Consider the following 25,781-nt stretch of genomic DNA (forward strand, 5'->3'; position numbering starts at 1 on the left):
TGGAAGGGTCAATTCTTTTGAGTTGGCCCTTTTTTATTTTTAAGCAACATGTTTTTGTCGTTGTGGCCGCGCCAGTTGGAGGATCATGTTAAATGAAAACAGATCATCTAAGAATATTTTAATTTCCTAACTTTGTAATATTCAATAACAATCAAAACAAAACTATGTCAATCACCAACGAAGATCAGATGCTGGGAATGCAAAAAGTAAGTGAAGCTGTTGCCTATACATTGAAGAAAATGATGGATTATGCTGAACCCGGCATGACCACAAAAGATCTGGACGAATATGGAGCCCAAATACTGGAAGGTTTCGGAGCAAAATCAGCACCTTATCTGACGTATGGATTTCCAGGCTGGACGTGTATCAGCGTGGATGATGAATTCTGCCATGGGATTCCAACAGATCAAAGGATTTTGAAAGAAGGCGATCTGATCAATATTGATGTTTCAGTAGAACTGGACGGATATTGGGTAGATAATGGAGGTTCTTTTGTGATCGGAAAAGATATTCACGGACATCAGAAACTGGTGGAAGCTTCCAAGGATATCCTGAGAAAAGCTATCGACAATATCAAAGGTGGTGTCAAAATAGCAGACATAGGGCATTTAATGGAAACAGAAGCGAAGAAAAGAGGTCTTAAAGTTATTAAGAATCTTGCAGGCCATGGAGTAGGGAGAAGCTTACACGAACAGCCTGATGAACTGCTGAACTACAGAAACCGGTTTGATTCCAGACGTTTTAAGAAAAACTCTGTGGTGGCTATTGAAATATTTATCTCCACCGATTCCAATATTGCTGTAGAATTAAAAGACGGATGGACTATGGTAGGTAATAAAGGCGGTTACATGGCCCAGCATGAGCATACCATTGTAATTACTGATGGAAAACCTATCATTTTAACCGAAATGAACGAAATCCTGGATTAAAAGAAACCGCAACGGTGTGAAAACGATTGCCTTAAATATATCAGTAATAAAAAACTTTGTGTCCTTGCGTTAAAGAAAAAACACAAAGTACTAGAAAGACTCAAAGCTTCATCGAATCAACTTGTTGATTACTGCTTAGCTCTCTTATATTCAGTTTTAGGAATATAAAACTTTACGTTTACTATAAAAACGATCCGTCATCTTATACCCAAAAGAATCTGTTGTAAATGTTCCATTGATGAAAAAACCAGGCTTTAAATTGTTGGGCATAAAATACTTTGTTATATTTATAGAATAAAATCACCTCACAAACTATTCACTATGAAAAAATTTCTTTTAATCCTTTTGGGAATCGTTGTCATTCTGGCTGCTGTCGTATTAATCAAAACCTACACCTATCCATTTAAAAAAAATAATATCGGGGCAGGCGAGGGCTGGAAACCGGTAAAAAATGATTCTGCAGTCATGAGACTTTCAGGAGGAATAAAAGTACCCACCGTTTCTACAGGGAGTTTGGGTGAATTCGACTATGCTCCGTTTGATCAGTTTAAAACCTATCTGAAAACATCCTATCCATTGGTCTATCAAAATACGGAAAATGTTGAGGTGAACCAATATGGACTGGTGTTCAGGCTTAAAGGAAGCAATCCTGCTCTGGAACCCATTTTATTTCTTTCCCATATGGACGTAGTTCCTCCCGGAGATGCTGATATAAAGAATAATGATCCAAATGTATTCCGTCCGGATGATAAACCTTTAGAACCCGTTTCAAAAGTCGCAGAAGATTGGGAATTTGCCCCCTTTTCAGGAGCTGTTGCCAACGGAAGGATCTACGGAAGAGGTGCCATAGATATGAAGGGAATGCTTTTTTCCTTGATGGAATCCATGAATTCTATGATTAAAAACAAACAGATTCCACAGCGTGATATTTATCTGGCTTTCGGTTTTGATGAAGAAGTAGGCGGAAAGAAAGGAGCGATTCAGATTGCCGATTATTTTAAGAAAAAGGGATTGAAATTCGATGCTGTTTATGACGAAGGAGGATTGATTATGAGAAAAGGAAATGTAGCCGGAATTGATACAGACGTTGCCGTAGTAGGATGTGCTGAAAAAGGTTTTCTTTCTGCAAAAATCAAAGTAAAAGGGCTGGGCGGACATTCTTCTATGCCTCCTATGGAAAGCGCAATCGGAAAAGCTGCTGTTATCATGCAGCGTCTGGAAGATCACCAGATGAAACCTGTTATTACCCCTTTAATCCAAGAATTTTTTACGAATATCGGAGGTGAAATGCCTTTTGCCACAAGAATGGCACTGGCGAATCAATGGCTTTTAAAACCGGTACTGATTTCCCAGCTTACCAAAAATAATACAACCAATGCTTTGGTGAGAACCACAACAGCTTTAACGATGATGAAAGGAAGTGATGGAACTAACGTCCTTTCTCCAGAAGTGGAATTTGTGGTTAATTTCAGATTACTTCCCGGAAATTCGGTGAAAGATGTAAGAGATCATATTGCTAAATCGACTGAAGGTTTTGATGTTGAGGTAGAAGAAATTGATAATACAAGGGAAGCTTCTGCTATTTCCCCAACCAATACAAGAGCTTTTAAAATGATAGAAGCCGGAGTGAAAGAAATTCATCCAGGAGCCATTGTTACCCCTTATCTTACTATGGCTGGAACCGATGCCGGTAAATATGAAATTGTAAGCAAAAACGTCTACAGGTTCATGCCGATTAAGATCAACAGTGCCGAGCAGCAGAGTATTCACAGTACCAATGAATATCTTAGTATTGAAAACTATCTGAAAATGATCCACTACTTTGAGTACATTATGAAGAATTATGATAAATAAGTGTCAATGGTGAATGGTCAAATCGCTGCGCTTGTGAATTTTATAAGCTCGTATATAATTAAACGTGGTGTTCGCAAAGTTTTTATGATGTTTACTTTTTTTCGACCGCAGAGGCGTTTCATTCAGCAATGTACACACTAAGGTCTTTGGCTGAACGGAGTGCCCTTTGCGAACTGATAAATTCTGTATATTAATAAACCTTGGGAATTTTAGCTTTAATTATGATTGACGATTGACTTTGTGAAGCAAAAATTGACCATTGACAAAAATCTTTTTCACAAAAAATATATTGCGTCAAGTTTTTGATACACTTACATAGATTTTAACACAAAGTCCGCTACGATATTTTATTATAAAAAACGATCGCGAAGGCGTTTCACTCAGCAATGTACACACTAATGTCTTGGCTGAACGGAGTGCCCTTTGCGAACTGATAAATTCTGTATATTAATAGACCTTGCGAACTTTAGCTTTAATTATGATTGACGATTGACTTTGCGAAGCAAAAATTGACCATTGACAAAAATCTTTTTACAAAAAAATATATTACGTCAAGTTTTGTCGCATTACGGCTATAGCTTTGTCATATCAAAATTACAGAGCTATGGAATTGCCATTTTACTTAAACTTTAACGACTTTGAAAGTAATTATTACGATAACCTTGAAAAATGGTTTGAAGAATATCATAATACCAGCGAAACAGATTATCTGGAAGCGCTTGCTGAGCTTTACAGGCCCTATGTGTATTATAACTTTGCAGATGATATGCTAAAGCCGGATGCTTCCATTGAAGTGAAAGACTGCTTTTTTCCTTATCATGAAAAAATCGGAATCTCTTTCTGTATTGATTGTGATAGTGAAACTTCTCCATCCAATGGAATGAATCAGGTATTTGAATTTAAAAATATCTCCATGATGGAGTATGCCCAGCATATTCTGGATAAGATCAATAAGTTTTGTTCAAAAAATGCTCATGCTCTTGATGGAAGTAAAAATATTCAGGACTATATTAATAATTACAGTATTATTACTTCAATGGAAGGAGTAGGGTATTGTATCAGCTACAACCGTCATCAGAAAGCCATTCCATTTTTAAAAGCTTATCTTCCCTATTATGGACAGACCGTTAATATGGCAGTATACAGGGATTTTCTTTTTTCTGTTGTTCAGATTGCAGAGTTTATAGACCAGAAATTAAAAACTGTGCATGCTTTTAAACAGACTATTTATGCACGCTCAAGAGCGGAAGCCAAATTCAATGTGCAGTTGAGCCGTCAGTTTCTGACTTTGTGCAACTAAATTTTACACCAAACATTCATACTTAATTATATTGCGGAAAACTTATGTTTTCAACCAAAAATCCCGGTCAGTAATGATCGGGATTTTGTATTGCAATTGTATGAATACTTGCTTATGTGTATTACTTGTTTTTTTTATAAGGAATATTCCATACCAGGTCGGCTGCCAGATAATGAACGCCACCATGATGAATACTTCTGCTGTCTCTGATCAGATCGTCCATATATCCTATGTCTACAGTAAAAGGAGAGTTCGGAATTGTAAACATATAGTACGCCGCAATACGCATTTCACGATATCCAAACGAATTCCATTCAGAATCCGGCTCATTGAGATGGCTTATAGAAAACAGGGCTTCTGCACTCAAGGCCAGTTTCTGATTGTTTTTTGGAGATAAATTATAGGTGAGCTGATTCTTGATCCGTGTTCTCAACTGAAAATCCTCTTCGACTTGATGAAAGTCTGCATCAAAAAATTTCCTGAATTCCTGGCGTATGGTACTTTTAAGTTTCCATTTCCTGCCGAGATCAAAAGTATAGGCATATCTTCCGTAAATTCTGAATTCCTGTTCCGTACTTTCTTTATCATAAGGAGCTGTACTTTCATACTGTGGCTGACGCCGGTAACTTAATGCATAACTATATTGCTGGTGTGGCGCAAATGAATGATAAACTTCATGATTTAAAACAATGATCGCCTGCTTCGAAAACAGATTATGATCATCCGGACTGCTTTTTCTCCCGATGGCTACGTAGCTCAAAGCCTGTTTTTTACCCAAAGAGTCGAGTTGTCGCTTCACTCCGAAGGCTCCCCAGAATGCATTGTTGGCATCTCCCAGTCCAGGTGGACTGATCTGCGCTTTGATCGATGTTCCTATACATCCCAATAAAAATAATCCTGCAAAAAATTTCTTCATGCTCAATAGTATGGATAACTGTTTTACTGTTAATCTTAAATAGCTGCGAAACCATGAGACGGATAAGAATACTGTTGATACGCAGAGAGAATACTTTATAATAGCAAAATTAGAGGCTTTGTTCATAGAATGTTTATTCAAAATCTTTTAATACTGTTTAAAAACAAGACAAAGTAAAGGCCTGATTTAGGATAGAATTAGGAATAAGATTCTAATGGAAAACTTAATGTTGTAATAATATTTTAATTGTGGATAAAATGTGAGTAACTTGTTAGTAGTTTGTGGAAAAGCACTATGTATTTATTGGTTTACTGTGTAATTATTTGATTTTGTATGGTATATAAAGTAAATTGCCACAATATAAATACTGTGGCAATTTGGTTTATGGACTGGTTTATTTACTATTAATTCTGTCTTACTCCGCACATAGCATCCCATGTTGTCCAGAAATGGGCATTAATAGCTCCGATAGGAGGATTTGTACTGTCTGCAACAATTCCTACCATTGAAGCACAGTTGGAGTTACAGCCTATTTCATTATGACTTCCGGCCTGAGGGGGAATCTGGCGCCAGGTACCGGTAGATCCGCTTAATAATTCTACTCTGATTTCAAAGATCCCGGAAAGATTGGGAGTCTGAATCTGTTTAGTAGGATTTTCGCTTGAGATGAAGTCGCTCCAGTCTCCCTGTGAAAAAGTTACACGCCATGTAGAAATCATTTTAGAAGTATCATTTTGTGGGGAAAGATACACCCAGAACTGTGCTCCGTTTCCAAGTACTAACTGACCTGAAGAATTTGCATTTACACTTGTTGATGTCATATTGATTTGTTTTTTAGGTGATTAGATTGTATTTCAAAGTAACGAAGAACAAGGTACCTGCAGTAGAGTATAAATGACCAATTATTAGAGTGAGTATAAATACCTATGAGAAAAGGTACCAAAATTTTAGGCATAAAAAAACCTGTGCTAATCATTAGCACAGGCTTTACTTTCTTGCAGAAAGGAAGGGATTCGAACCCTCGATACAGTTACCCGTATACTACCTTTCCAGGGTAGCTCCTTCAACCACTCGGACACCTTTCTTTTTGAGATTGCAAAAATAGTGTATTTTCTGGAATATCCAAATTATTCTTACAAATTAATCTGTAATTTCTCCACAAAGACTTCTGGTGAAGTTATCGGCAAAGCTTCCGGAGTAGTTAGGGTTATCAATAAGGTGCATGGCTTTGGTAATCGCTGTTTCCGCTGTCATGTCTCTTCCGCTGATCGCTCCGATTCTGGAGAAAATATTACTGTTTTCATACTTTCCGAATGAGATGCCTCCTGAAATACACTGACTTACCACTACAATTTCAGTCCCGTTATCTCGGATTTCCTGAAGCGTTTCCTGCGTTTTTGCACTGCTGAAAATAGTTCCCGAACCAAAAACCTGAAGAATAAGAACCTTCATTTTAGGAATTTCTCTGAAGTGACTCAGATGCATTCCCGGAAAAATCCTCCAGAATAAAATATCTTCAGAAATATGTTCATCCACGTGAAATTCTACTGTCGGGTCACAACGGAAAAGGTTATCTTTAATAATATTCAGATGAACTCCAGACTGTCCCAAAATAGGGTAATTCGGACTTGCGTAAGCATCAAAATATTCTGCGGAATATTTCAACGTTCTGTTTCCTCTTAATAATTTATACTCAAAGTAAATGGCAACCTCCTGAATGACTGCTTCATCATTTTCATAAAGGCTGGCGTAATAAAGGCTGGTCAGAAGATTTTCCTTGGCATCCGTCCTCAGATCACCAATCGGAAGCTGAGATCCTGTCATGATGACAGGCTTTCTTAATCCTTTCAGCATGAAACTAAGCGCAGATGCCGTATAAGACATGGTATCCGTTCCGTGAAGAATCAGGAAGCCATCGTAGTCGTTATAATTTTTGTGAATGTAATTAGCGATCACTCTCCATTCTTCAGGTCCCATATCCGAGGAATCCAATGGTTTGGCGAAAGGATGTACAAAGACTTCGCATTCCATAAGCCTCATTTCAGGCATCTTTTCGAATATATTTCCAAAATCAAAGGCACGGAGACTTCCGGTTTCATAATCTTTTTCCATTCCGATGGTTCCACCGGTATAGATGAGCAGGACTTTTCGCTTCATGTACTAATTTATTAAGAATTGGCCCCCGATTAGGGTTCATAGGTCAAAATTACGTTAATTTGCAAAGATTTGAAAATGAATGAAACGCTTATCATGAAATTTTATAAAAATAAAATGAAAATGACTGATGTTTCATAAGGCTATTGAAAAAATAACTAAATGCGGATGAAAGATTTAGCGCAAACCTTTGAATATTTAAAACAGTTTTTAACCGAAGAAAGGCTCGAGAAAATTGAACATTTTTCTCAGGAAAGTTCAGACTTTGTCCTTCCGGTGGTGGAAGATATCTATCAGTTTAGAAATGCAGCAGCCATTGTACGTTCTGTGGAAGCCTGTGGTTTCCATAAAGTAGTGGCTTTGCAGGAAGAATACAGTTTTGAACCCAATCTTCGTGTAACAAAAGGAGCTGATACCTGGGTTGAGGTAGAAAAACTTCCCCGAAATATGGAATCTTTCCAGAATATTAAAGACCGCGGATATAAAATAGTGGTTGTTTCGCTGGAAAAGAACGCTAAAATGTTACCTGAATATGAAATAACAGAACCCATTGCTTTGGTTTTTGGAACTGAAATGGAGGGTGTTTCCCAGGAGATTTTAGATTTTGCCGATGAAACACTGGCCATCCCAATGTATGGCTTTACAAGAAGCTTCAATGTTTCTGTAGCGGCTTCCATTTGTATGTACGAACTGAAACAAAAGCTGATAAAGTCTGGGATTGATTATAAACTGAATGAAGAAAAACTTTTAAGGATGCAAATCCTTTGGGCTGTCAATTCAATCAGAAGCGGACAGCAGATTTTTGAAAAATATCTGAGAGAAAATAATATTGACTGGAAATAGTAATCTGAAATAAAAATGAGAAGGTTTTGTGCCTTCTCGTTTTGTATTTATATCATATTGTAATAATTCCATGCGGCCACAAAAACTCCCGCCGTTTCCGTTCTCAGTCTTTGACTTCCTAGAGAAACCGCTCTTACTTTGTTTTCTGCCAGAAATGCAATCTCCTTTTCAGAAAAATCACCTTCGGGGCCTATTAAAAAAGTAAGCTGCTTCAGCTGAGGAATATTTTTAAGATCAATTCTTTGCAGATTCTGATGGCAATGCGCTACAAAGGTATGCTCCAGATCAATATTTTTCAGAAAATCCGTCAGTTTTACAGCATCATTGATAACCGGAAAATGAAATCTCAGGCTCTGCTTGGATGCTGCAACAGCCTGTTTCCTGATTTTATCGATGTTGATGTTTTTACGCTCCGTTTTTTCAGTGATAATAATGCTTATTTCTGAAATCCCCATTTCCACCGCTTTTTCCACAAAAAATTCAATTCTGTCAATATTCTTGGTGGGAGCAATCGCAATATGAAGTTGAGGATTGAATTCCGGCAGATTTTCTTTGATCTCAGAAACTTCAATCCCCGCTTTCTTGCCTTCTATAATCAGTTTTCCGGAAGCCAGTTTTCCCTTTCCATCCGTCACGTGAATCGTTTCACCATCTCTCATGCGAAGAACTTTTACAATATGCTGCTGTTCTTCGTCGTTGATTATAACTTTATTTCTGTTGATGTCTCCGTAGAATAGTTTCATATATCCTGGTTTATAAATGCTACTCCTGTTTTGATGGTTGTATATATATCTGTATCACATTCCCGGTAAGAACACATGTATATTTCTTCTATCCATACATTATTAATGAAAATCAGATTTAAATATTCCTGTTTTCTCAAATTATTTTTGATGGATAAATAATCTCCTTCTTTTGGAATATAGGGAAAACTAAAAAGATGTTCAGAATTAATTAATTTTAAAACTTCTTCTTTGATATCCTGAATATATCCAGTCTCAGAACTTTCTCCGTTAAACTCTGAAAAAGTTTCTGAGCCCTCATGTCTTCCTGTGATAGTTTCCAATACCCAGTAATATTTTGAGTTCTTTTTAGAATGTGTTCCCAGTACTTTTTCTTCTAAGAGTATTTTCATAAATCGTATTTTGCCGTTGCAGAAGTTCTCAGATCGGTAAATTCTCCACGTTCAAACTTCAGTTTTGCTACCATGGCAATCATGGCTGCATTATCTGTAGTATATTCGAATTTTGGAATATAAATACTCCATCCCAGTCTTTCTTTATTGTCTTCCATTGCCTTTCTAAGTGCAGAATTGGCAGATACACCTCCTGCAATAGCGACCTGATTTACCTTGAGATCTTTGGCTGCTTTTTCAAGTTTATTCATCAGAATTTCAATAATTGATTTTTGTACGGAAGCACAAAGGTCATTAAGATTTTCCTTAATGAAATCCGGATTTTTTCTGACTTCTTTCTGAATGAAATACAGCACGGAAGTTTTAATACCGCTGAAAGAATAATCGTAGTTTTCCAGTTTCGGTTTGTTGAATGTAAAAGCATCGGGATTTCCTTCCTTAGCCAATCTGTCGATGATGGGGCCTGCAGGGTAATCAAGGTCAAAAATCTTTCCAATTTTATCAAAAGCTTCTCCTGCTGCATCATCAATGGTTTTGCCGATGATTTCCATATCAAAATAGTCTTTTACCAATACAATCATGGTATGTCCGCCGCTTACGGTAAGGCATAAAAAAGGAAAGGTAGGCGGCACAGGATTTGCATCCTCGATGAAATGGGCCAGAATGTGGGCTTGAAGGTGATTTACTTCAATCAAAGGTACATTCAGGCTCATCGCCAAAGACTTAGCAAATGATGTTCCTACAAGAAGAGATCCTAAAAGTCCCGGTCCGCGAGTAAATCCTATAGCAGAGATAGCATTTTGTTGTATATTTGCTTTAGAAAAAGATTTTTCAACAACGGGGATAATATTTTGCTGATGGGCTCGTGAAGCCAATTCAGGGACAACGCCGCCATATTCTTTGTGGATGGCCTGGTTCGCGGCAATGTTTGAAAGAATAGAATTTCCCTTGATGATAGCTGCTGAGGTGTCGTCACAGGACGATTCAATACCTAAAATTATAGAGTCGCTCATAATAATGGCAAAGTTAGAGAATAATAACGAGAATGAGAATAAAAAATCAGTAGCTGAAAACCTAGGGGATCAGGTACAGAAAACTGTTGAAAATGTAGAGGGAAAAGTAAGGGAAACAGTAAAAGAAGCCTCTGAGCTTGCTTCGGATGCGATACATCATCCTGTAGAAACAGCTGAAGAATTTGGGAAACAGGCTGTAAAGGATGTTACCAGCTATACCTGGTGGGCAAAACTGCTCCTGATTCTCTTTTGGCTGGGTATTTTCCTTGTAGGTGGAGTCCTTATTGCCATCAACCTTCCGGTAACAAAAAGATGGGCTGCTGATCAGGCTCTGAAGCTTGTTAATAACGATTTTAAATCTGATTTTTCTACAGAAAGTGTAGATGTAAATTACTTCGGTGATGTAACCATTAAAGGCTTAAAAGTAAAAGATTATAAAGGTTTTGATTTTATTACAGCCCGTGAGTTTCGCGCAGATTCAGACTGGATGTCTCTTGCGGTAAATGCCATCTCAGGAAACAGCAATTCTTTAAGTTTTAACTCTCTGGCTCTTGTGAATGCCGATGTAAAAGTGATTACTTATAAAGGAGATAGTATATCCAATTTTGTAAGGTTTGTAGAACTCTTTGACAATGGTAAGAAAAGAGATCCCAAGAAACCTCCTTTTCAACTGAATTCCAGAATTCAGATTATTGATTCTAAGGTTTCCATCGTTAATGAAAATTCTCCCGGAGAACAGGGAAAATGGCTTACCGCAACAAAATTCAATTTAAAAGCACCGAACGTAAAAGTCAACGGACCGAATGTTTCGGCGTTGATTAATAATATGTCATTTGTAACTTCAAGGTGGGGAAAATCTCACTTTGTGGATACCTTTTCAACAGAACTGTCTCTAACGAAGCAGTTTTTGTCGTTAAAAGACCTTACCCTGAATACGGATCATACCTTACTTCAGGGAGATATCAAATTTAATCTTCACGACGGATCCTGGGCAGATTTTGCAGACAAAGTACGCTGGGATATGAATATTAAACAGGGAAGCCAGCTAAGCGGATATGATATCAGTTATTTTGTAACCAACTGGGATAATATCAAACCCTTCAATCTTTCCGGGGTAATGACAGGGCCATTGAATAAATTCCACCTGGAGAACTTTCTGATCAGAAATCCTGACGTCAATATTGCTACCAAAACGATGAAGGTTGACAATCTGCTGAAAGGAAATTTTGCTATTGAAACAAAAGATCTTTCAACAGATTTTACGTACAAGGATTTAAAAGCCATGATGCCTTCATTCATCTCCAAAAAGATGAAGAACTTTGCAGATGATTTCGGAAAACTGAAATATAACGGAACCGCAAAAGTGAATCCGGATCAGATTTATGTGGATAATGGTAACTTAATGACAGGAATCGGCCAGACGAAAATTTCCAAACTTACCCTGACTGGCTACAGTACTGCTATGCCGAAATATTCCGGTTATCTTGATGTAAAAGATCTGAATACCTCAGTCATCACAAAGAATAAAGCAGTAGGTTTAATTTCCGGTAAATTTGATCTTAACGGACAAAGTTTTGATGTCAATACCATGCGTCTGACCACAAAATCTCAGATTGCCAGTATTGAAATTATGGATAAAACGATCAATAATCTGTATCTGGATGGTTTATTGGATCATAAAAAATATAACGGACTTATTACTGTTAATGATGAGCAGGCTAAAGCTACGGTCAAAGGATTGATCGATTTCAGTACTTCAAGAATTGCTATGGACGTTAATGCAGACGTTACTTACCTGAACATGAATTACTTTACCAACAAGCCCGGCACTCAGGTGGTAAGTGGTCAGGTTGAAGGGAAAATGGCCATGTCTTCTATCAACGATCTTACTTTAGATGTGAATGCCAATAACCTTCACTTTGCTTCAGCTACTCAAAAATATAATATTCCGAATGCCAGGTTAAAAACGTTTGTTGAAGCAGGAGGTCGTGTCATTGATGTAGATGCTCCGGGAGCAGCGACAGGTAAAATCTCAGGAAAATATAACCTTGCAGATCTTGCAGGAATGGTAGAAAATGGAGTAGGGAAAATATTGGTGGGACCGCCGCCAAGAAAATTATACCGTGGACAGAATTTTGCGTTGAAGTTTGATGTCCAGCAGGGCCTTGTTAATTATTTCTTACCCGAATTGAGATTACCACAGGGAGCTCTTGTAGAAGGGGAATATGATGGGAATTCCAACAACCTGATCCTGAATCTTGATGCGGCATCTTTAAAATATATAATGACCAAGGAAGAGGAGATTACAGATGCTGATCAGGCGCTGGCATCTTCAAATCCTGATTATAAAATTAATGACCGAAAAAATCTCAGCAGAGACAGTGCAATGGTGGATAGTGTTAAAGTGAGAATTAACACAGGTGACCTTAACCAGCAATTGTATGCTAAGATCAACAGGGTCATTTATAATAAAAATGTAATTAAAGATTTTGAGCTTAAAGGGAATAATGAAAATGGAAATACACTTCATTTAGCAACCGTGTTCAAGCATGGAAGTCCTGATGATGAGCTTAATGAAAAGCTTAAGGAATACGCCATCAACGTAGACCAGTCTACTGATGCAGCAGGTGATTATGTATTCAGGTTTGAACCTACCGAGGTAAAATTCAATGAAGTTACCTGGGCTATAGATACAAGTCCTGAGCTGAATCACTCTATTACCTACAGAAAGAAAATCGGAGATTTTGATATCAGGAATCTGAGGGTATATTCCGATAAAAGTGCTTTGTTTATTAAAGAAGCCCAGTTTAAGTCTGCGAAAGACTTTTATGTAGATGCAGATATCAACGATTTTGCGGTAGAAAAGCTGCTGGAAATGCAGTCCGGAGGAAATACTATGGATATTAAAGGTCTTGCCAACGGAAGCGTTAAGATCAAAATGGATAAAAGTACACTTCAGCCGCTGGTAGATCTTAACATTGATGATATTAAGATGAATGGTGATGATATGGGGGATATCTCTATTTCTGCCACCAATGGATTCTCGCTGAATGTGTATGATATTGATGTGAAAGTTCACTCTGCCGGCGTACTTGGAAACAACAGCCTTAACCTTACGGGAACGGTTAATAATAATACTTCTTCGCCGATTATTGATCTTACTGCGGAAATGCGTGATTTTGACCTGGCATTTACGCAGCAGTTTGTGCAGACTATTTTCGGAAACCTTCGCGGAAAGGCAACAGGGGATCTTAAAATCAATGGAAAGCTTAACAATCTTGATTATAGTGGAGATATTGCTTTAAAAGATTTTGGATTAAAACTATTGTTTACCGGGGTAGATTATTCATTTGATGATACTGTGATTCAGCTTTCCAAAGGACTTGCTATCCTCAATAATATTGAAGTACACGACGGAAGAACCAATTCCAAAGGGAATATCTCCGGAGCGATTCAGTTTGAAACCCTTTCTTCCATGGGGGTATCTCTTGTAATGAGAGCAGACAACCTGTTGATGCTGAATACCACGCAAAAAGATTTTGACCTTTTCTGGGGAAGAGTGTACGGACAGGGAGATCTGTACGTGGACGGACCTGTATCAGGATTAAGTATAACCACTCCTAATATGAAGGCGCTTAACGGAAGTACCTTTACCTTTAATTCCAGCTCTACTTCCAATGTAGAAGAATTTAAAATGCTGAGGTTCCTGAAAGAAGGAAAAGATGGTCTGATTACGCTGGAAGAAAAGAAGAAAACAGGAGCCAATATGAATATTGACTTCAATCTCGCGGTAGATAAAGGAACCACCGTAAATGTACTGGTAGGAGACGATGTGGGAAATATTACGGTAAAAGGATCAGCTGATCCGTTGAGGTTCCATATGAACAGACAGGGGAATATTGCGATGAGCGGTACCTATAAAGTAGATAACGGAACATTTGTCTCTAAGGCCATTCTTAATAAAACATTCCAGATCGAAAGAAACAGCAGTATAAGGTGGGATGGTGATGCGATGAAACCAATGCTGGATATTAATGCCAACTACATCAGAATGGTTTCCAATGCGGGAGAATATCTTAGTATGGGAAAACTACAGCCTATCAGTATTTTGCTGCAGGCCCATATTACCCAGTCGTTGGTAGACCCTCAGATTGATCTTAATGTGACGGCAATGGATGTATCAAGCCAGGTAAGAGAAACACTAGCTGCGAAAATGAGCCAGGAAGGAGAGAAGGTTCTCCAGTTCGGATCTGTATTGTTATTGAGTACCTTTAACGTATCCAACACTGGTGGGTTCGATGTAAATGTAGGAAATGTAGCGGAATCCTCAGGATATAATATACTTCTGAAGCAGTTGGGATCCGTTCTTAATACGATGAGTAACGAATTTCAGATTGACCTTAATTATGTGAAAGGAGATCAGAACTCAAATTATGGAGACAGAGCCAATGCGGGAGTAAGTGTAGCCCTCTCCCCGAGAGTCAATATCAAGACTGGTTTGGGTATTCCGTTATCAAAAACGGATGGTGCACAAAACAATTACCTTTCCACGGAAGGATCTGTAGAATATGATCTGTCTAAAAAGAATGACGGTTCTTTGGTGATACGTGCGTATTCCAAGCCTACAAACATCGGAATGGTGAGTACAAACGGTTCTGCTAATCAAGCTTATGGAGGAGGGGTAGTGTGGAGTAAAAGCTTCAATTCTTTGTTTAAAAAGAAGAAAAAAGACAAAAAAACTTCAGACGCAAAAGGTGAAATAAAAACAGATTCTATAAAATCGAATGGTAAATAATTAGAATATTTTAATGATTTTTATCATCTGTGTTAATTATTGTTAATATTTGATATATATTTTTTAGTTAAATTATTTTTCGTAAATTTGCAAAAAATACATAGATTTTTTAAAGAAATTGTAATTTAACTAATATGAACTATCAACTGGACGAAATAGACAAGAAGATTCTTGATTTCTTAGTAGAAAACACAAGAATGCCTTTTACTGAAATTGCAAAGCAGATGGATGTTTCTGCTGGAACAATTCACGTAAGAGTGAAAAAGATGGAAGATGCAGGTATTATTTTGGGATCATCTCTTAACATCGATTATGGTAAGCTGGATTATCACTTTACAGCTTTCATAGGTATCCTTTTGACAAAATCAAACCGTACTCAGGAAGTATTGAAAGAATTGTCAACTATTCCTAACGTAATCGAGGCTAGCGTTATTTCAGGAAAATATAATATTTTCTGTAAAGTAAGAGCTAAAAATACTGATGATGCCAAAAGAATTATTTACCAGATCGACGACATTCAGGATGTAATGAGAACTGAAAGTATGATCTCTATGGAGGAATTCTTAAGTGACAAAAACAGACTGATCAACGCAATCTCTGTGTAAGTCAAATTTTAAACGAATAATTATAAAAGAACTTATGAAATCTCTCATAAGTTCTTTATTTTTGTAGGTATGGAAGAATACAGCTATTTTGACGAAGACCCAAAGAAAGGATGGGGATTTATTTTGGCGTTTGCAGCCTTGATGTTGTTTACTATTATGGGACTTGGTATCGATGTGGATGAATATCTGCAGCATGAATACCTTCAGATTCCGAGGTGGTACTTCTATGTGATTTTTTCTATTGATATACTGATGATGATAGGGCTTGTGCTGATGTTCTTCTACAAAAAGGCAGGAATCTTTATGTTTCCGGCTTTACTGGTGCTGCATTTCTTTATGCACAATTACTATCTGTCTACATTTTTGTATACGGATGTAACCAATCTTTTTCTGTTTACAGGATTCGGAATGCTTGCTATTATCCCAAAATGGAAGTTTTTTAAATAAAATGTAATCAATACGATAAGATAACAAACCGCTTTTAAATTAGATTTAAAAGCGGTTTTCAATTAACAGGGATTATGAAAAAAATTATCTGAGTACCAGGGAATTAAAAATTTCTTGTTTTAAAGGGTTTTTTGACCAGTCATCCCAAACGCCTGTATAAAGATTATAGCCGCATTTCAGAGGTTTTGATATACTAAGGCCCTCTTTGTTTTTTAACGTGTTTTCAGTATATGCCCTGCAGTCTGTGCAGACATAACGGAACTCACAATCTTTACATGTTTCAATTTGGTCTTTAGTAAGATCCCAGTATTTTCTAAAATCAGGTTGATTGATGGCTTCTTCAAGGCTTTGTTTTTGGATGTTTCCAAAGCTTTCATTCATCAGTGGACAGTTTTTAATATTACCTTTTCTATCAATGCCTATCTTTTTATGCAGGCAGGAATTGTGGTTCACTGCTTCTATAACTTTAGTAATATTCGTGTTGAAGTATTTCAGTTCTACTTTTCCACAGGTAGATATTTTCAGATCGTCTTTCAGAAAATTCAGTGAGAATCTATATTCATCTTTAGCTTTGAAAGGAGATTCCGGACAATTGTAAAAAATAAGACTGTATATTCTGACTGTATTTTTTTGAAGAGCCTGTATAAAAGAGAGGTTGACTTCCTGGTGAAACGGTGAAAAAATTTCTATTCCTGATAATACCGAGGTTTTAAAAATTTCATCAATTTCTATACAATCTTTTAAGGGTAAAGGTTTCAAGCTGTAAATTACCAAATGCTTAATCCCAAGATTTTCTATTGACGGATATATCTTTCTTATGATCCTGATATCTTCCATTTCGATAAAGACATTGGTGATAGCACTGGGCTCATGATGTTCAAAAGAAAGAGGAGGAAAATTTCTGTCCCAATCACTCTTTGTAATAAATCCATATTCTTTTTCCAACAGAAGATGGATGTATTCCTGAATGATTATTTTGGATTCCTGATCATAATCTTTCATCAGGTCTTCAACGGATTTGTTTTTCAACTCTTCTATAATTTCATACAACTCCAGCGGATACAGTTCTGATATATTTCTCTGTAGATCTGAAATGAGAATTCTGGTGGCTCCTTTCGTAACAAGGATGTTTGAGAATAAATTGAAGTGTTTCATGAGATATCATTTTAAAGCTACTTATATTCAATTCTGTGATTGAGTTCAATAGGATTATTATCTTTTCTGATATTTTCTTGCTCATCTTTATTCATTTGTATGATATTAAAATCAATAACATTTCCTTGAGCATCTTGCATAACAACTTTTTTTGCATTTCTGATTTTTTGTTCTATTTCAGCATTAGGATTTACATAATATGCCTTCGCCAATTGATCATATTTATTCCAGTCAATTAATATTGGTTTTGTTCTGACATTAAACAGGTTTGCTGATTTTTTAATTTGTACCAGATTAAACTTATAATCACCACTTTCATCTGCCACAGATACTATTAATCCGGGTAGATTACTGAAAATATAAGGGCCATCATTAATTGGTATATCATTAGAAAACCATGCTGTCCATTCTCTATTGCCATAAGTGATTACCGCTTTTTGAGAATCATAATTGCCAATTTTTTTCCTGTCTGAAAGTATCTTCCATTTTAACGTTTCTTCTATGGGAAGAAGATAGCTGAACTGTCCATTTGTAATTATTTTTGATATTTTATTAGTTGAAAGGTTTTTCTTTATATAAAATTGATTTTCAAACCCTGAAGAAAGCATGGGCGAGCCATTATTCATTTTCAGTGAATCAGATTTTCGATCCATACTTTCTCTGAAAACAGATTCTTTGTCTACAAAATCTAATATCATTGTTTTGGTTGTAAATTCATCTGGCAACTGATGGTTTAACCGATAATTTACCTCATAAATAAAACTCATTTTTTGTCCGAAGCAAAAGGAAGTGAGCATTACAAAAATTAGACTTATTTTATTCATTTTCTTTTATAATTTAGATTGGGACCATTTTTCTAGTGGTTATATTAGTCTTACAAGGAATTTAAGTGGTCTTTCTCTTATATAAAAATTGGAATGAAATTTTTGACATTCTATAAAATAAATGATTTCTTCTTTTTTATTATTTTTTAAAGAGATTTTATTTTTAAATATTTCTATGTATTTAAAAGTAAGGGGTAATAAGTTGGTTTCATTAAAATTGTTTTTCATCTGGTTTTATGCTATAAAAATTCTGCTATCTTTCTTTCTAAAGAATAATTACAATCCGTAGATAGATTCCCAAACTGACCTATAGGATTTACTTCTAAAAAATAATAATTATTTCCGCTTTTTATAAAATCAATTGATCCCGAATTGAGGTCCAAAGCTGTCATAAGTAACTGTGCTTTTTCCTCAACAGCTCTAGGTAGATTATATGGTACATTTCTATTAGGCTTTTCCATATTGTATTTTCTTAAATCAGTTTTAGTCTGTTCGTCATTTTGTGAAAAAATAGCCATAGAATTGAATGTCCCATTTAAATAGAAACTTCGGATTTCAAAATCCTTATCAATTTTTTTCTGGAAAAAAGAGATAAAGAAATTCTTTTCTTCTGTCTCTTTAATTGTCGTTGTATACATCACGCCGTCTTCATTTTTATTAATAGATTCTAATATTACATTTCCAGTTATAGATTTTACTATTGTTTGTTCCAATATAATATCATCAGTATTTTCGGCAAGAAAATAATCAGGAACTTCAAGACCAATTTTTTTTGCAACCTCCAATACGACAAGTTTATTAACATGAGCATTCGTTTGAGTATTAATATGCCTTTTGGATTCCAAAGTTTTTATAATATAATCTTCAAGCCAATGCTGAGCTTCATTCATGTGAATGTTTATAGATGAGTTGTTGTATTGTAAACGTTTAAAATTAATTCCACCTCTACGATACCATACGCTTTCGATTTCGTCGAGGAAAAATTTATTTCTTTGGCTTTTAAGGAAGATTCTTTTTTTTATAGTTTTGATTTCAAAAAATTCGTCCTCATGTATTCGAATCCAATTCTTTCCTATTGAAGAAAGCCATTTTATAACTTGTATAGTTGACCTATCAGAATTTTTTGAGATAATTAATATCATTTATATTCTACTTTATGATTTAGCTCAATAGGATTATTTTTCTCTCGAATTCTTTTTTGAATATTTTCTTTCATTTCTTTGAAATTAGTTTTCATTATATTTCCACTTTCATCATAAGATGTTATATCAGAATTTTTGATCATAGATAATGGTTCAGTATAGTAGTTTTTTTGAAGTTTTTGAAAGTCTTCTCAGGTAATTTGCTTTTGAAATTTATTTGTATAAAGCTCTTTCCATTTAAAGTCTTTTATTTGAATTAGTTCAAAATCATAATCAAATTTTTCATCAGAGATTTTTACAATCAGTCCTGGCAATCCATAAAAAACATATGGACCCTGTTGTAAAGGAATTTCATTTGTAAACCAGGCATTCCACTTTCTTCCTCCATATTCTACTTCTGCTTTTTGACAATTGTAATTACCTATTTTCTTTTTTTCTTCAATAATTTTCCAATGAAGTTCATCATTAATAGGAATAGCATATACGCTATGAATTAAAGGAACAAAGACGTATTTAAAAATCTCGCGATTATTATTTTTCTTATACACATACAGCTGTTTATTATTATATTCCATATCAAATCCATTCTCCCAGCCTCTATTCACTTTTAATGAATCCGATTCACGAAATTTATCTGATCGAAACAAAGATTCTTTATTTTTAACATCTAAGTAGAAAACAATTCTCTCATTTTTAAAGCTATCTGAGCTAGGTTTATAATTTAGCTCATATATAAAGCTAGAGTTTTGTGCCTTTAAAAATGTGGATACTAAGGAACACATAGAACAGCACCAAAAAACCAAAACTTTCATAATTAATTTTTTTGAATTGAAATAAAAGGAGAGATCTCTCTCTCCTATTTCCTAGTTCAGATCATTTGAAATTTGGGCAGGCCCTACACAAAGCCATCCTCTGGTTTTATAAGATCCATCATCATTATAATAATCAGTATCTGTACATCCTTCAGAATTAACTAAATTACATTTGATTGAATAGGAGCTTCCGCTGCCACCAATTATTGACTTTAAATCATTTAACTTTTTGTTTTCCAAAGAAGAGAAGCCACTCTTCATTCCATTTAATTTTTTCATGTGTGTAATTTTTAATTGTTTTTATATAAATCATTTGTGTCAAATTAACCCTTGACTTTGGGTGAATAATTCTTCCTATTTATTATACACTGTACACTTGTATTGTAATCCGAAATGAGAATTCTGGAGGCTCCTTTGGTGATGAGGATATTGGCAAATAGGTTGAAATAGTTCATAGGTTAGTAAGACCATATATTTTTATACTAAAACATTTCATAATAATCTAACAAGAGGTTTCACAGGTTTTATGCTCATTAAAAAGTCAGTTTGATATTGTATACAGACAACATAATTCTGTTGATAGCTATCTTGTATCTCAGCTGAATCATTTCTGAAATTTTCTATATATTTCAGAGTAAGAGGTAACTTATTTTTTTCTTTGAATTTCTTTTTCATAAATATTCTGCTATTTTTTTTTCAAGTGCATAATTACAAATTGCGGATAATCCTAAAAACTGACCAACCGGGTTGATTTCTAAGAAATAAAAATCATTTTTGGCTTTTATAAAATCAAGTGAACCACAGTTGATATCCAGTTCCTGCATAAGGATATGTATTTTTTCTTCAATCTCTCTTGGAAGATTATATCTAACATTCCGATTCGGAACTTCGTGATTATATTTTCTATGATCAAGCTGAGTCTTCTTATCATTTTGAGAAAAAATAGCAGTAGCCCAGATTTTGCCATGAAGATAAAAGGCCCGCACTTCAAAATCTTTTTCAATCATTTCCTGAAAAAAGGTAATAAAGAAATTTTCCCTTTCCTTTTCTGTAACAAGTGAAGTATACAAAATACCTTCAGAAAAGCCACCAACTGATTTCAATATTATGTTCTCAGCAATAGATTTCGTAATGGTTTTATTCACAATTAGCTGCTCTGTGTTTTCTGCCAAGTAATAGCTCGGGACTTTCAAATCTACTTTTTTAGCCTTTTCAAGTACCAGAAGCTTGTTTAAATGGCTGTTGCTTTGTTTATTAATATGCTTTTTCATTTCAAGCATTTTTATTACATAATCTTCAAGCCAATATTGAGTTTCATTCATATGAGCATTAATGGAAGGATTCTCATATTCTTTTCTCCTAAATTGTAACCCTCCTCTGCGATACCAGACACTGCTGATATCTTCAATATAAAAACTATTTCTTTGGCTTTGCAAAAAGATTCTGTTTTGATGTGCTGTTATTTCAAAAATTTCATCTTCATGGATACGGATAAATGGCTTACCTAAAGCTTTAAGCCATTTAATAACTTCATTTGTGGTTGTTTCCTGATTAGCGGAAAGGATGAGAATCATTTTTTCTTAACTTTATCTTTTCTGATTTTAGATGAATGTTTTATACTGGGAAGGCCAATACTTTTTCGGTTACGATTAATCCGTACAGAATCCTGACTATTATTTCGTAAGCTGTATCGTACTGCAGTATTTCTATAGTAATCATACGTATCGGACATTAAGGCATATTCCTGAGGAGAACAATGGCCTGATTGTACATATTCGAACAATCTTTTCCTGAATTCAGGATATTTTTTAGAGCCAATCATATGGCTTAGCAATGTAGGCATGGCTATAAAAACATCGTTGTTTCCTAATCTTCCTATTTTTTGCCCATCAGGAAATCCATAATGTTCAAATGTCCAGAAAAAAAGGTCTGCATTTTTTTCAATATTCCTGTATACAAGGGGTATATTATCCGGTCTTCCATCCTGGTCACGGATCATGGCTATAGTAAAGGAGTCCACAAGCCTTTTATTCAGGTTTTTTTTCCAATCTGCTACTTTTTGATCGACTTCCAGACTGTCTATCCCATATTTCCTGCAGAGCGGGTAAAGTTTTTTATAGTCATTACCATAGGGAGCGGCCAGTGTAATAAGTTTGTATAGACTTTTCTTTCCACCAAAATCTTTATGATAATGATCTGCAAGTTGAATATAAGTTTTATATTCTTCAGTAAGCTCCTGATTTTTGGGTTCATACTTCTGAAACAATCTTTTGATTTTTCTTATCGCTTTTTCAGGTTGATTAGCTATTCTGTAAATACTGTCAACTTCATTCACTTTGCTGTAATATGTAATGTAGTTAATTTTCCTGTTTTTGCATGATAAGAAAGAAACTAAAATAATTAAAAGAATATAATACGTATATGGTTTCATAAGCCTGTAAAAGGACGTTATTTATATGGTAACTTTGAAAGGAAAAAAAGGAGGGTTGCCCCTCCTTCATTAGTTTAATGTTGCTGTTGGGCTACATACAGTAATTCTGCCTATATAAGTTCCTCCCGGTGCTGTATAGGTGTCGTATTCTTCACAGCCTTCTCCAGCGGGAACATTAGATTTAACATTATAGCTGCCTCCCTGAATTGATTTAAGATCTTTCAGTTTCTTGTTTTCCAAAGAAGAGAAGCCACTCTTCATTCCATTTAATTTTTTCATGTGTGTAATTTTTAATTGTTTTTATATAAATCATTTGTGTCAAATTAACCCTTGACTTTGGGTGAATAATTCTTCCTATTTATTATACACTGTACACTTGTAGTTTAAATTTGAAGAATGTATTTTGTCAACGTTGATGGGATAAAACTATAAATATTTAGATCACTTTATAGGGATAAAATGTGTAAATGATTTGTATTTTGCTTTGTGTACAAATGCAAATTTTACTCTGAATAAGAGCAGGGCTTTGGTGAAATATTTGAAATTCGAAAAAGTATAAATTACATACTGGCTATAAAAAGAAAGCTACTGACTTTAACAATAGTTTGTACGGTAATATTTTCTATTGTACAATACCGGAAAATAAGGGATGTAAGCCTGGAAATAAGATGTTGAATAACTTGTTTTGGGTACTATTTGTATGCTTCTTGTGATTTGTTTTATTTAAAATCAACTTTTTTAGCACCAAAAACCACGTAAGTATCCCCTCAGTTTTATAAAAAAAACTCTGATTTTAAAACTTTGGATATTAACAAATGAATTTTAAGTATAAAAAAGCTTTTCAATCTCAAGATGAAAAGCTTTCAGTTGAGTATAAAGTAAAATAGTTGTTACTCAGAAAACACCCCCTGGAAAAAAGATTCTAAAGCGGTATCCTGATCCAGACCGAACTTCTTTTTCAGACGGTATTTGGTCATTCTTACACTTTTGGGTTCTACATTGAGGAGGTTGGCAATTTGTTTAGTATCCATTCCCAGATAGAGGTAAGCACAGTATTTCAAATCCAGAGCAGTAAGCTTTTGTTTAGCTTTTTCATTGATATTTTTGAAGAAATCAGGATGCAGTTCCTGAATGGTGAATCTGATTTTTTCAAAATCATTGTCAACCCGATTTTCTCCTTTTACCACCTGATGAATATTAATATCCGTATCGGAAAGCTGGGTCTGAAGCTGCTGCAGAACCTCATTCTTATGCTGAATATGAAGCTGGCTCGCCAGTACCTCACTTTGAAGTTTTTGCTGCTGAAGGGTAAGTAGTTCCTGTTCTGCCCTTAATCGGGCCTGCTCTTCCTCCTGAAGTTTGACCTGCATTTCTGCTTCATGCTTTTCTGTATCAAGCTTATTTTCCCTTTCTATAGAATACCGCAGTTTAAAATGATAAGAACGGAACATAAAGAAGGCTCCAATCAATCCTATGATTCCTAATATAATATAAAGGAATTTCTCTTTTTTCAGACTGGCCGTTTTTTCGGTGAGAGATCTGAGTTCAGATTCTTTTTTCTGCGATTGATACTGGGCTTCCAATCTTTTTGCAGTTTCAGCCTGGCCTTCATCAAAGAGAAGATTGCTGTATTCAGTTACTTTTGTCTCGTACTCATAAGCTTTCTGGTAATTTTTCTGTTTTGCATAAAGTTCTGCAAGGTTTTTTACCACATTGATCATCACGTGATAATAAACCGGCTGCTGGGTAAGCAGAATCTGTTCAGCTTTCAGAAGATACTGCTCTGATAAAGCATCATTCTGATCCCGTGATGCAAGATTGCTCAAAACACCAAGTGCACCTGCCTGCATACTCTGATTAAGAGTTGTATGCTGGGTAAGGGTCAGGATTTCGTGGGCGTTATTCTGAATTTCCTCACGGATTTCGGGAGTCATAATCGGATAGCTCAGATAATAGTTTGTAAGATTCAACAATGCCATTGCATGCACATGGGCTGAGACATGACCGGGAAATTGATGGTACAGGCCAACAGCTTTCTTACACATCTCTATGACGGGTTTCAGATCTTTTAAGTTTCCGCTTTTCTCATATTGAAAGGAGTAGCAGACAGCCAGCGCTGAATAGGTAGAACTGAGTAAATTTTTGTTTCCCGCCTTTTCAGCAAGCTCTATGGATTTTTTGGCATATCTGGTGGCATTCTCAGCATCGTTCCATTCCGTATAAATTCCATACAGGAGATAATTGAGCTTTGCATTTAATAAGATTTCAGAAGGTTGTTTTTCAACGGTGGGAAGAACTTTCTGAACAAGCCTGATTGTACTTTCAAGTTCGCCAAGTGCATTTCTGTAGTAGATATTCAGATAGGTGGCATATAGTTCAGCCGTTTTGTTATGACTCTTTTGAACAATTGCATTCGCAGCATCAAGGATGGGAGGAATCTTATCATATTCAGACTGATTAAGCTTAATGACTCCTTTTTGACTGAGAGCTTTTACTTCTTCAGCATAATCATTTTCTTTTTTAGCAAGATCAAGTTGCTGCTGAACATATTTTTCAGCTGTAGAATATTGATCGCTGACTCTGTAATATTCGGTAAGTTCATTGTAAATTCTGAATTTTTCTGCAGTAGAAATATAATCTTCATTCAACTGGGTCTTAAGACCATCAATAAATGCATTCTGTGCGGGATATAGTGGGCAGATAAAAAGTATACAGTATAAAAGTAAGTACTTTAATTTCATAAGGTGAAAGTACAAAAATTGTAGACACCTGTCAATTTCCTGTCTGAAAAAGTAGAACTATGTTTCGATTTTAATTTGTTGAATATTAGTTGTTTAATTGTTTTTGTAGACATTTTGTAGTCATCTGTAATCAGCATTGAAGATGTTTTGTAGTTGCTGAAAAGAAGCCTGGGATCTTTTTCTTATGCAATTTTGGGCCAGAAAAAATCAAAGAATATTAATTTAAAATTTTACAGCTATGGACAACAAAACCTTATCAATTGTTTCTTACATTACGCTTTTCGGATGGCTGATATCCTTCTTTATTGGAAAAGAAAAGTCGGACAGCCTTTTAAAATACCATCTGAAACAATCATTGGGATTAATTCTTTTTTCTATTTTTTTATCTATCATTCTCAATATTGTATTGATGGTTACTAAAATCGGAATTCTGGGAATATTGGGTTTGATTCCTTTGGTGTTGATGATTATCGGGATTATTAATGCAGCCAACGATGTTGAAAAACCTTTGCCATTGATCGGAAAAATGTTTGAAGATAAATTTTCTTTCATTAGATAATATCTGATGATTAACAGGGTACAAAAGACTATTTTGAAGATAATAAAATCAGACAGCCAAAAAATGGTGAAAATAGGATAGCTATAATCAGGAAACCGGCTGGTCTTATAACGAATATAATGTGCT

The 25,781-nt window shown here is 35.4% G+C and carries 23 protein-coding genes and 1 tRNA gene; 8 read left to right on the top strand and 16 right to left on the bottom strand.

All coding sequences use genetic code 11. The annotated features are described in order from the left end of the window. The first annotated feature begins 164 nt into the window (after positions 1-164). The 3 genes from map (at position 165) to AC59HC_RS03060 (ending at position 4,083) form a co-directional block, all read left to right on the top strand. Positions 165-929: a type I methionyl aminopeptidase gene (map, locus tag AC59HC_RS03050; protein WP_496557980.1), complete on the top strand. Its 765-nt coding sequence runs from the start codon at positions 165-167 to the stop codon at positions 927-929. Between the two features lie 321 nt (positions 930-1,250). Further along, positions 1,251-2,783, top strand: coding sequence for a M20/M25/M40 family metallo-hydrolase (locus tag AC59HC_RS03055; RefSeq protein WP_202843419.1), 1,533 nt, complete (start codon positions 1,251-1,253; stop codon positions 2,781-2,783). Between the two features lie 604 nt (positions 2,784-3,387). Beyond that, on the top strand, positions 3,388-4,083 hold the full coding sequence (locus AC59HC_RS03060) for a hypothetical protein (RefSeq protein ID WP_110010832.1): 696 nt from the start codon (positions 3,388-3,390) through the stop codon (positions 4,081-4,083). Positions 4,084-4,204: 121 nt separating this feature from the next. On the opposite strand, the gene AC59HC_RS03065 is transcribed toward AC59HC_RS03060, so the two are convergent. From AC59HC_RS03065 to AC59HC_RS03080, 4 genes are all read right to left on the bottom strand, one after another. Then, positions 4,205-4,999: a DUF2490 domain-containing protein gene (locus AC59HC_RS03065; protein WP_343643850.1), complete on the bottom strand. Its 795-nt coding sequence runs from the start codon at positions 4,997-4,999 to the stop codon at positions 4,205-4,207. Between the two features lie 404 nt (positions 5,000-5,403). Next, positions 5,404-5,820 (bottom strand): hypothetical protein, encoded by a 417-nt coding sequence (locus AC59HC_RS03070; RefSeq protein ID WP_047428034.1) that lies wholly within the window; start codon positions 5,818-5,820, stop codon positions 5,404-5,406. Positions 5,821-5,997: 177 nt separating this feature from the next. After that, positions 5,998-6,084: transfer RNA gene (locus AC59HC_RS03075), tRNA-Ser, on the bottom strand. Positions 6,085-6,139: 55 nt separating this feature from the next. After that, the gene (locus AC59HC_RS03080) at positions 6,140-7,156 is read right to left on the bottom strand and encodes an asparaginase (protein WP_343643849.1); all 1,017 of its coding nucleotides are present in this window, start codon (positions 7,154-7,156) and stop codon (positions 6,140-6,142) included. A gap of 159 nt (positions 7,157-7,315) precedes the next feature. On the opposite strand from AC59HC_RS03080, the gene AC59HC_RS03085 reads away from it, so the two are divergent. Continuing rightward, positions 7,316-7,996: a TrmH family RNA methyltransferase gene (locus tag AC59HC_RS03085; protein ID WP_202843407.1), complete on the top strand. Its 681-nt coding sequence runs from the start codon at positions 7,316-7,318 to the stop codon at positions 7,994-7,996. A 47-nt stretch (positions 7,997-8,043) separates the two neighbouring features. On the opposite strand, the gene AC59HC_RS03090 is transcribed toward AC59HC_RS03085, so the two are convergent. Genes AC59HC_RS03090 through tsaD form a run of 3 tightly spaced genes read right to left on the bottom strand, consistent with a single transcriptional unit; the run spans position 8,044 to position 10,144 of the window. Then, entirely contained in the window at positions 8,044-8,739 is a 696-nt protein-coding gene (locus AC59HC_RS03090) for an RsmE family RNA methyltransferase (protein WP_496557981.1), read from the bottom strand. Continuing rightward, complete coding sequence (locus tag AC59HC_RS03095) at positions 8,736-9,131, bottom strand: hypothetical protein (protein ID WP_110010837.1); 396 nt, start codon at positions 9,129-9,131, stop codon at positions 8,736-8,738. The genes AC59HC_RS03090 and AC59HC_RS03095 overlap by 4 nt, the downstream gene beginning before the upstream one ends. Continuing rightward, entirely contained in the window at positions 9,128-10,144 is a 1,017-nt protein-coding gene (gene tsaD, locus AC59HC_RS03100) for a tRNA (adenosine(37)-N6)-threonylcarbamoyltransferase complex transferase subunit TsaD (protein ID WP_110010838.1), read from the bottom strand. Before tsaD ends, AC59HC_RS03095 begins: the two co-directional genes overlap by 4 nt. Positions 10,145-10,148: 4 nt before the next feature. Between tsaD and AC59HC_RS03105 the strand changes: the two genes are divergently transcribed. The 3 genes from AC59HC_RS03105 (at position 10,149) to AC59HC_RS03115 (ending at position 15,991) form a co-directional block, all read left to right on the top strand. Beyond that, the gene (locus tag AC59HC_RS03105) at positions 10,149-14,939 is read left to right on the top strand and encodes a translocation/assembly module TamB domain-containing protein (RefSeq protein WP_496557982.1); all 4,791 of its coding nucleotides are present in this window, start codon (positions 10,149-10,151) and stop codon (positions 14,937-14,939) included. A gap of 134 nt (positions 14,940-15,073) precedes the next feature. Continuing rightward, positions 15,074-15,544, top strand: a complete 471-nt coding sequence (locus tag AC59HC_RS03110; RefSeq protein WP_002984446.1) for an Lrp/AsnC family transcriptional regulator — start codon at positions 15,074-15,076, stop codon at positions 15,542-15,544. Positions 15,545-15,613: 69 nt separating this feature from the next. Further along, positions 15,614-15,991: a hypothetical protein gene (locus AC59HC_RS03115; RefSeq protein WP_202843392.1), complete on the top strand. Its 378-nt coding sequence runs from the start codon at positions 15,614-15,616 to the stop codon at positions 15,989-15,991. 84 nt (positions 15,992-16,075) lie between these two features. Here AC59HC_RS03115 and gwsS read toward each other — a convergent pair whose 3' ends face one another. From gwsS to AC59HC_RS03160, 9 genes are all read right to left on the bottom strand, one after another. Further along, a complete protein-coding gene (gwsS, locus tag AC59HC_RS03120) occupies positions 16,076-17,146 on the bottom strand; it encodes a grasp-with-spasm system SPASM domain peptide maturase (protein WP_496557983.1) in 1,071 nt (356 codons plus the stop codon). Positions 17,147-17,163: 17 nt separating this feature from the next. Next, positions 17,164-17,970: a GLPGLI family protein gene (locus AC59HC_RS03125; protein ID WP_496557984.1), complete on the bottom strand. Its 807-nt coding sequence runs from the start codon at positions 17,968-17,970 to the stop codon at positions 17,164-17,166. 239 nt (positions 17,971-18,209) lie between these two features. Then, entirely contained in the window at positions 18,210-19,112 is a 903-nt protein-coding gene (gwsG, locus tag AC59HC_RS03130; protein ID WP_343643456.1) for a grasp-with-spasm system ATP-grasp peptide maturase, read from the bottom strand. A 191-nt stretch (positions 19,113-19,303) separates the two neighbouring features. Then, positions 19,304-19,924: a GLPGLI family protein gene (locus AC59HC_RS03135; RefSeq protein WP_496557985.1), complete on the bottom strand. Its 621-nt coding sequence runs from the start codon at positions 19,922-19,924 to the stop codon at positions 19,304-19,306. 51 nt (positions 19,925-19,975) lie between these two features. Next, positions 19,976-20,203: a TIGR04139 family peptide modification target gene (locus tag AC59HC_RS03140; RefSeq protein WP_496557986.1), complete on the bottom strand. Its 228-nt coding sequence runs from the start codon at positions 20,201-20,203 to the stop codon at positions 19,976-19,978. A 392-nt stretch (positions 20,204-20,595) separates the two neighbouring features. Then, positions 20,596-21,498, bottom strand: coding sequence for a grasp-with-spasm system ATP-grasp peptide maturase (gwsG, locus tag AC59HC_RS03145; RefSeq protein WP_496557987.1), 903 nt, complete (start codon positions 21,496-21,498; stop codon positions 20,596-20,598). Then, positions 21,495-22,355 (bottom strand): hypothetical protein, encoded by an 861-nt coding sequence (locus tag AC59HC_RS03150; RefSeq protein ID WP_496557988.1) that lies wholly within the window; start codon positions 22,353-22,355, stop codon positions 21,495-21,497. Before AC59HC_RS03150 ends, gwsG (AC59HC_RS03145) begins: the two co-directional genes overlap by 4 nt. A 69-nt stretch (positions 22,356-22,424) precedes the next feature. Further along, positions 22,425-22,634 carry a TIGR04139 family peptide modification target gene (locus tag AC59HC_RS03155; protein WP_227944251.1) on the bottom strand — a complete coding sequence of 70 codons (210 nt, stop codon included), beginning with the start codon at positions 22,632-22,634 and terminating at the stop codon, positions 22,425-22,427. 611 nt (positions 22,635-23,245) lie between these two features. Then, positions 23,246-25,096, bottom strand: coding sequence for a helix-turn-helix transcriptional regulator (locus AC59HC_RS03160; protein WP_496557989.1), 1,851 nt, complete (start codon positions 25,094-25,096; stop codon positions 23,246-23,248). A gap of 238 nt (positions 25,097-25,334) precedes the next feature. Here AC59HC_RS03160 and AC59HC_RS03165 point away from each other — a divergent pair, with 238 nt between their 5' ends. Beyond that, on the top strand, positions 25,335-25,655 hold the full coding sequence (locus tag AC59HC_RS03165; RefSeq protein WP_496557990.1) for a magnetosome magnetite crystal formation protein family: 321 nt from the start codon (positions 25,335-25,337) through the stop codon (positions 25,653-25,655). The last annotated feature ends 126 nt before the right edge of the window (positions 25,656-25,781 follow it).

Source organism: Chryseobacterium sp. DZ-32 (genome assembly GCF_059587025.1).

What these genes read in the sequence shown, in the direction of transcription:
- AC59HC_RS03135 (WP_496557985.1), bottom strand. Translation starts at nt 19,924, where the DNA reads ATGAAAGTTTTGGTTTTTTGGTGCTGTTCTATGTGTTCCTTAGTATCC.
- AC59HC_RS03110 (WP_002984446.1), top strand. Translation starts at nt 15,074, where the DNA reads ATGAACTATCAACTGGACGAAATAGACAAGAAGATTCTTGATTTCTTA.
- gwsG (WP_496557987.1), bottom strand. Translation starts at nt 21,498, where the DNA reads ATGATTCTCATCCTTTCCGCTAATCAGGAAACAACCACAAATGAAGTT.
- AC59HC_RS03070 (WP_047428034.1), bottom strand. Translation starts at nt 5,820, where the DNA reads ATGACATCAACAAGTGTAAATGCAAATTCTTCAGGTCAGTTAGTACTT.
- AC59HC_RS03165 (WP_496557990.1), top strand. Translation starts at nt 25,335, where the DNA reads ATGGACAACAAAACCTTATCAATTGTTTCTTACATTACGCTTTTCGGA.
- AC59HC_RS03065 (WP_343643850.1), bottom strand. Translation starts at nt 4,999, where the DNA reads ATGAAGAAATTTTTTGCAGGATTATTTTTATTGGGATGTATAGGAACA.
- AC59HC_RS03115 (WP_202843392.1), top strand. Translation starts at nt 15,614, where the DNA reads ATGGAAGAATACAGCTATTTTGACGAAGACCCAAAGAAAGGATGGGGA.
- AC59HC_RS03105 (WP_496557982.1), top strand. Translation starts at nt 10,149, where the DNA reads ATGGCAAAGTTAGAGAATAATAACGAGAATGAGAATAAAAAATCAGTA.
- AC59HC_RS03055 (WP_202843419.1), top strand. Translation starts at nt 1,251, where the DNA reads ATGAAAAAATTTCTTTTAATCCTTTTGGGAATCGTTGTCATTCTGGCT.
- gwsS (WP_496557983.1), bottom strand. Translation starts at nt 17,146, where the DNA reads ATGAAACACTTCAATTTATTCTCAAACATCCTTGTTACGAAAGGAGCC.
- AC59HC_RS03150 (WP_496557988.1), bottom strand. Translation starts at nt 22,355, where the DNA reads ATGAAACCATATACGTATTATATTCTTTTAATTATTTTAGTTTCTTTC.
- tsaD (WP_110010838.1), bottom strand. Translation starts at nt 10,144, where the DNA reads ATGAGCGACTCTATAATTTTAGGTATTGAATCGTCCTGTGACGACACC.
- AC59HC_RS03090 (WP_496557981.1), bottom strand. Translation starts at nt 8,739, where the DNA reads ATGAAACTATTCTACGGAGACATCAACAGAAATAAAGTTATAATCAAC.
- AC59HC_RS03060 (WP_110010832.1), top strand. Translation starts at nt 3,388, where the DNA reads ATGGAATTGCCATTTTACTTAAACTTTAACGACTTTGAAAGTAATTAT.
- AC59HC_RS03160 (WP_496557989.1), bottom strand. Translation starts at nt 25,096, where the DNA reads ATGAAATTAAAGTACTTACTTTTATACTGTATACTTTTTATCTGCCCA.
- AC59HC_RS03095 (WP_110010837.1), bottom strand. Translation starts at nt 9,131, where the DNA reads ATGAAAATACTCTTAGAAGAAAAAGTACTGGGAACACATTCTAAAAAG.
- AC59HC_RS03155 (WP_227944251.1), bottom strand. Translation starts at nt 22,634, where the DNA reads ATGAAAAAATTAAATGGAATGAAGAGTGGCTTCTCTTCTTTGGAAAAC.
- AC59HC_RS03140 (WP_496557986.1), bottom strand. Translation starts at nt 20,203, where the DNA reads ATGAAAAAATTAAATGGAATGAAGAGTGGCTTCTCTTCTTTGGAAAAC.
- AC59HC_RS03125 (WP_496557984.1), bottom strand. Translation starts at nt 17,970, where the DNA reads ATGAATAAAATAAGTCTAATTTTTGTAATGCTCACTTCCTTTTGCTTC.
- AC59HC_RS03080 (WP_343643849.1), bottom strand. Translation starts at nt 7,156, where the DNA reads ATGAAGCGAAAAGTCCTGCTCATCTATACCGGTGGAACCATCGGAATG.
- AC59HC_RS03085 (WP_202843407.1), top strand. Translation starts at nt 7,316, where the DNA reads ATGCGGATGAAAGATTTAGCGCAAACCTTTGAATATTTAAAACAGTTT.
- map (WP_496557980.1), top strand. Translation starts at nt 165, where the DNA reads ATGTCAATCACCAACGAAGATCAGATGCTGGGAATGCAAAAAGTAAGT.
- gwsG (WP_343643456.1), bottom strand. Translation starts at nt 19,112, where the DNA reads ATGATATTAATTATCTCAAAAAATTCTGATAGGTCAACTATACAAGTT.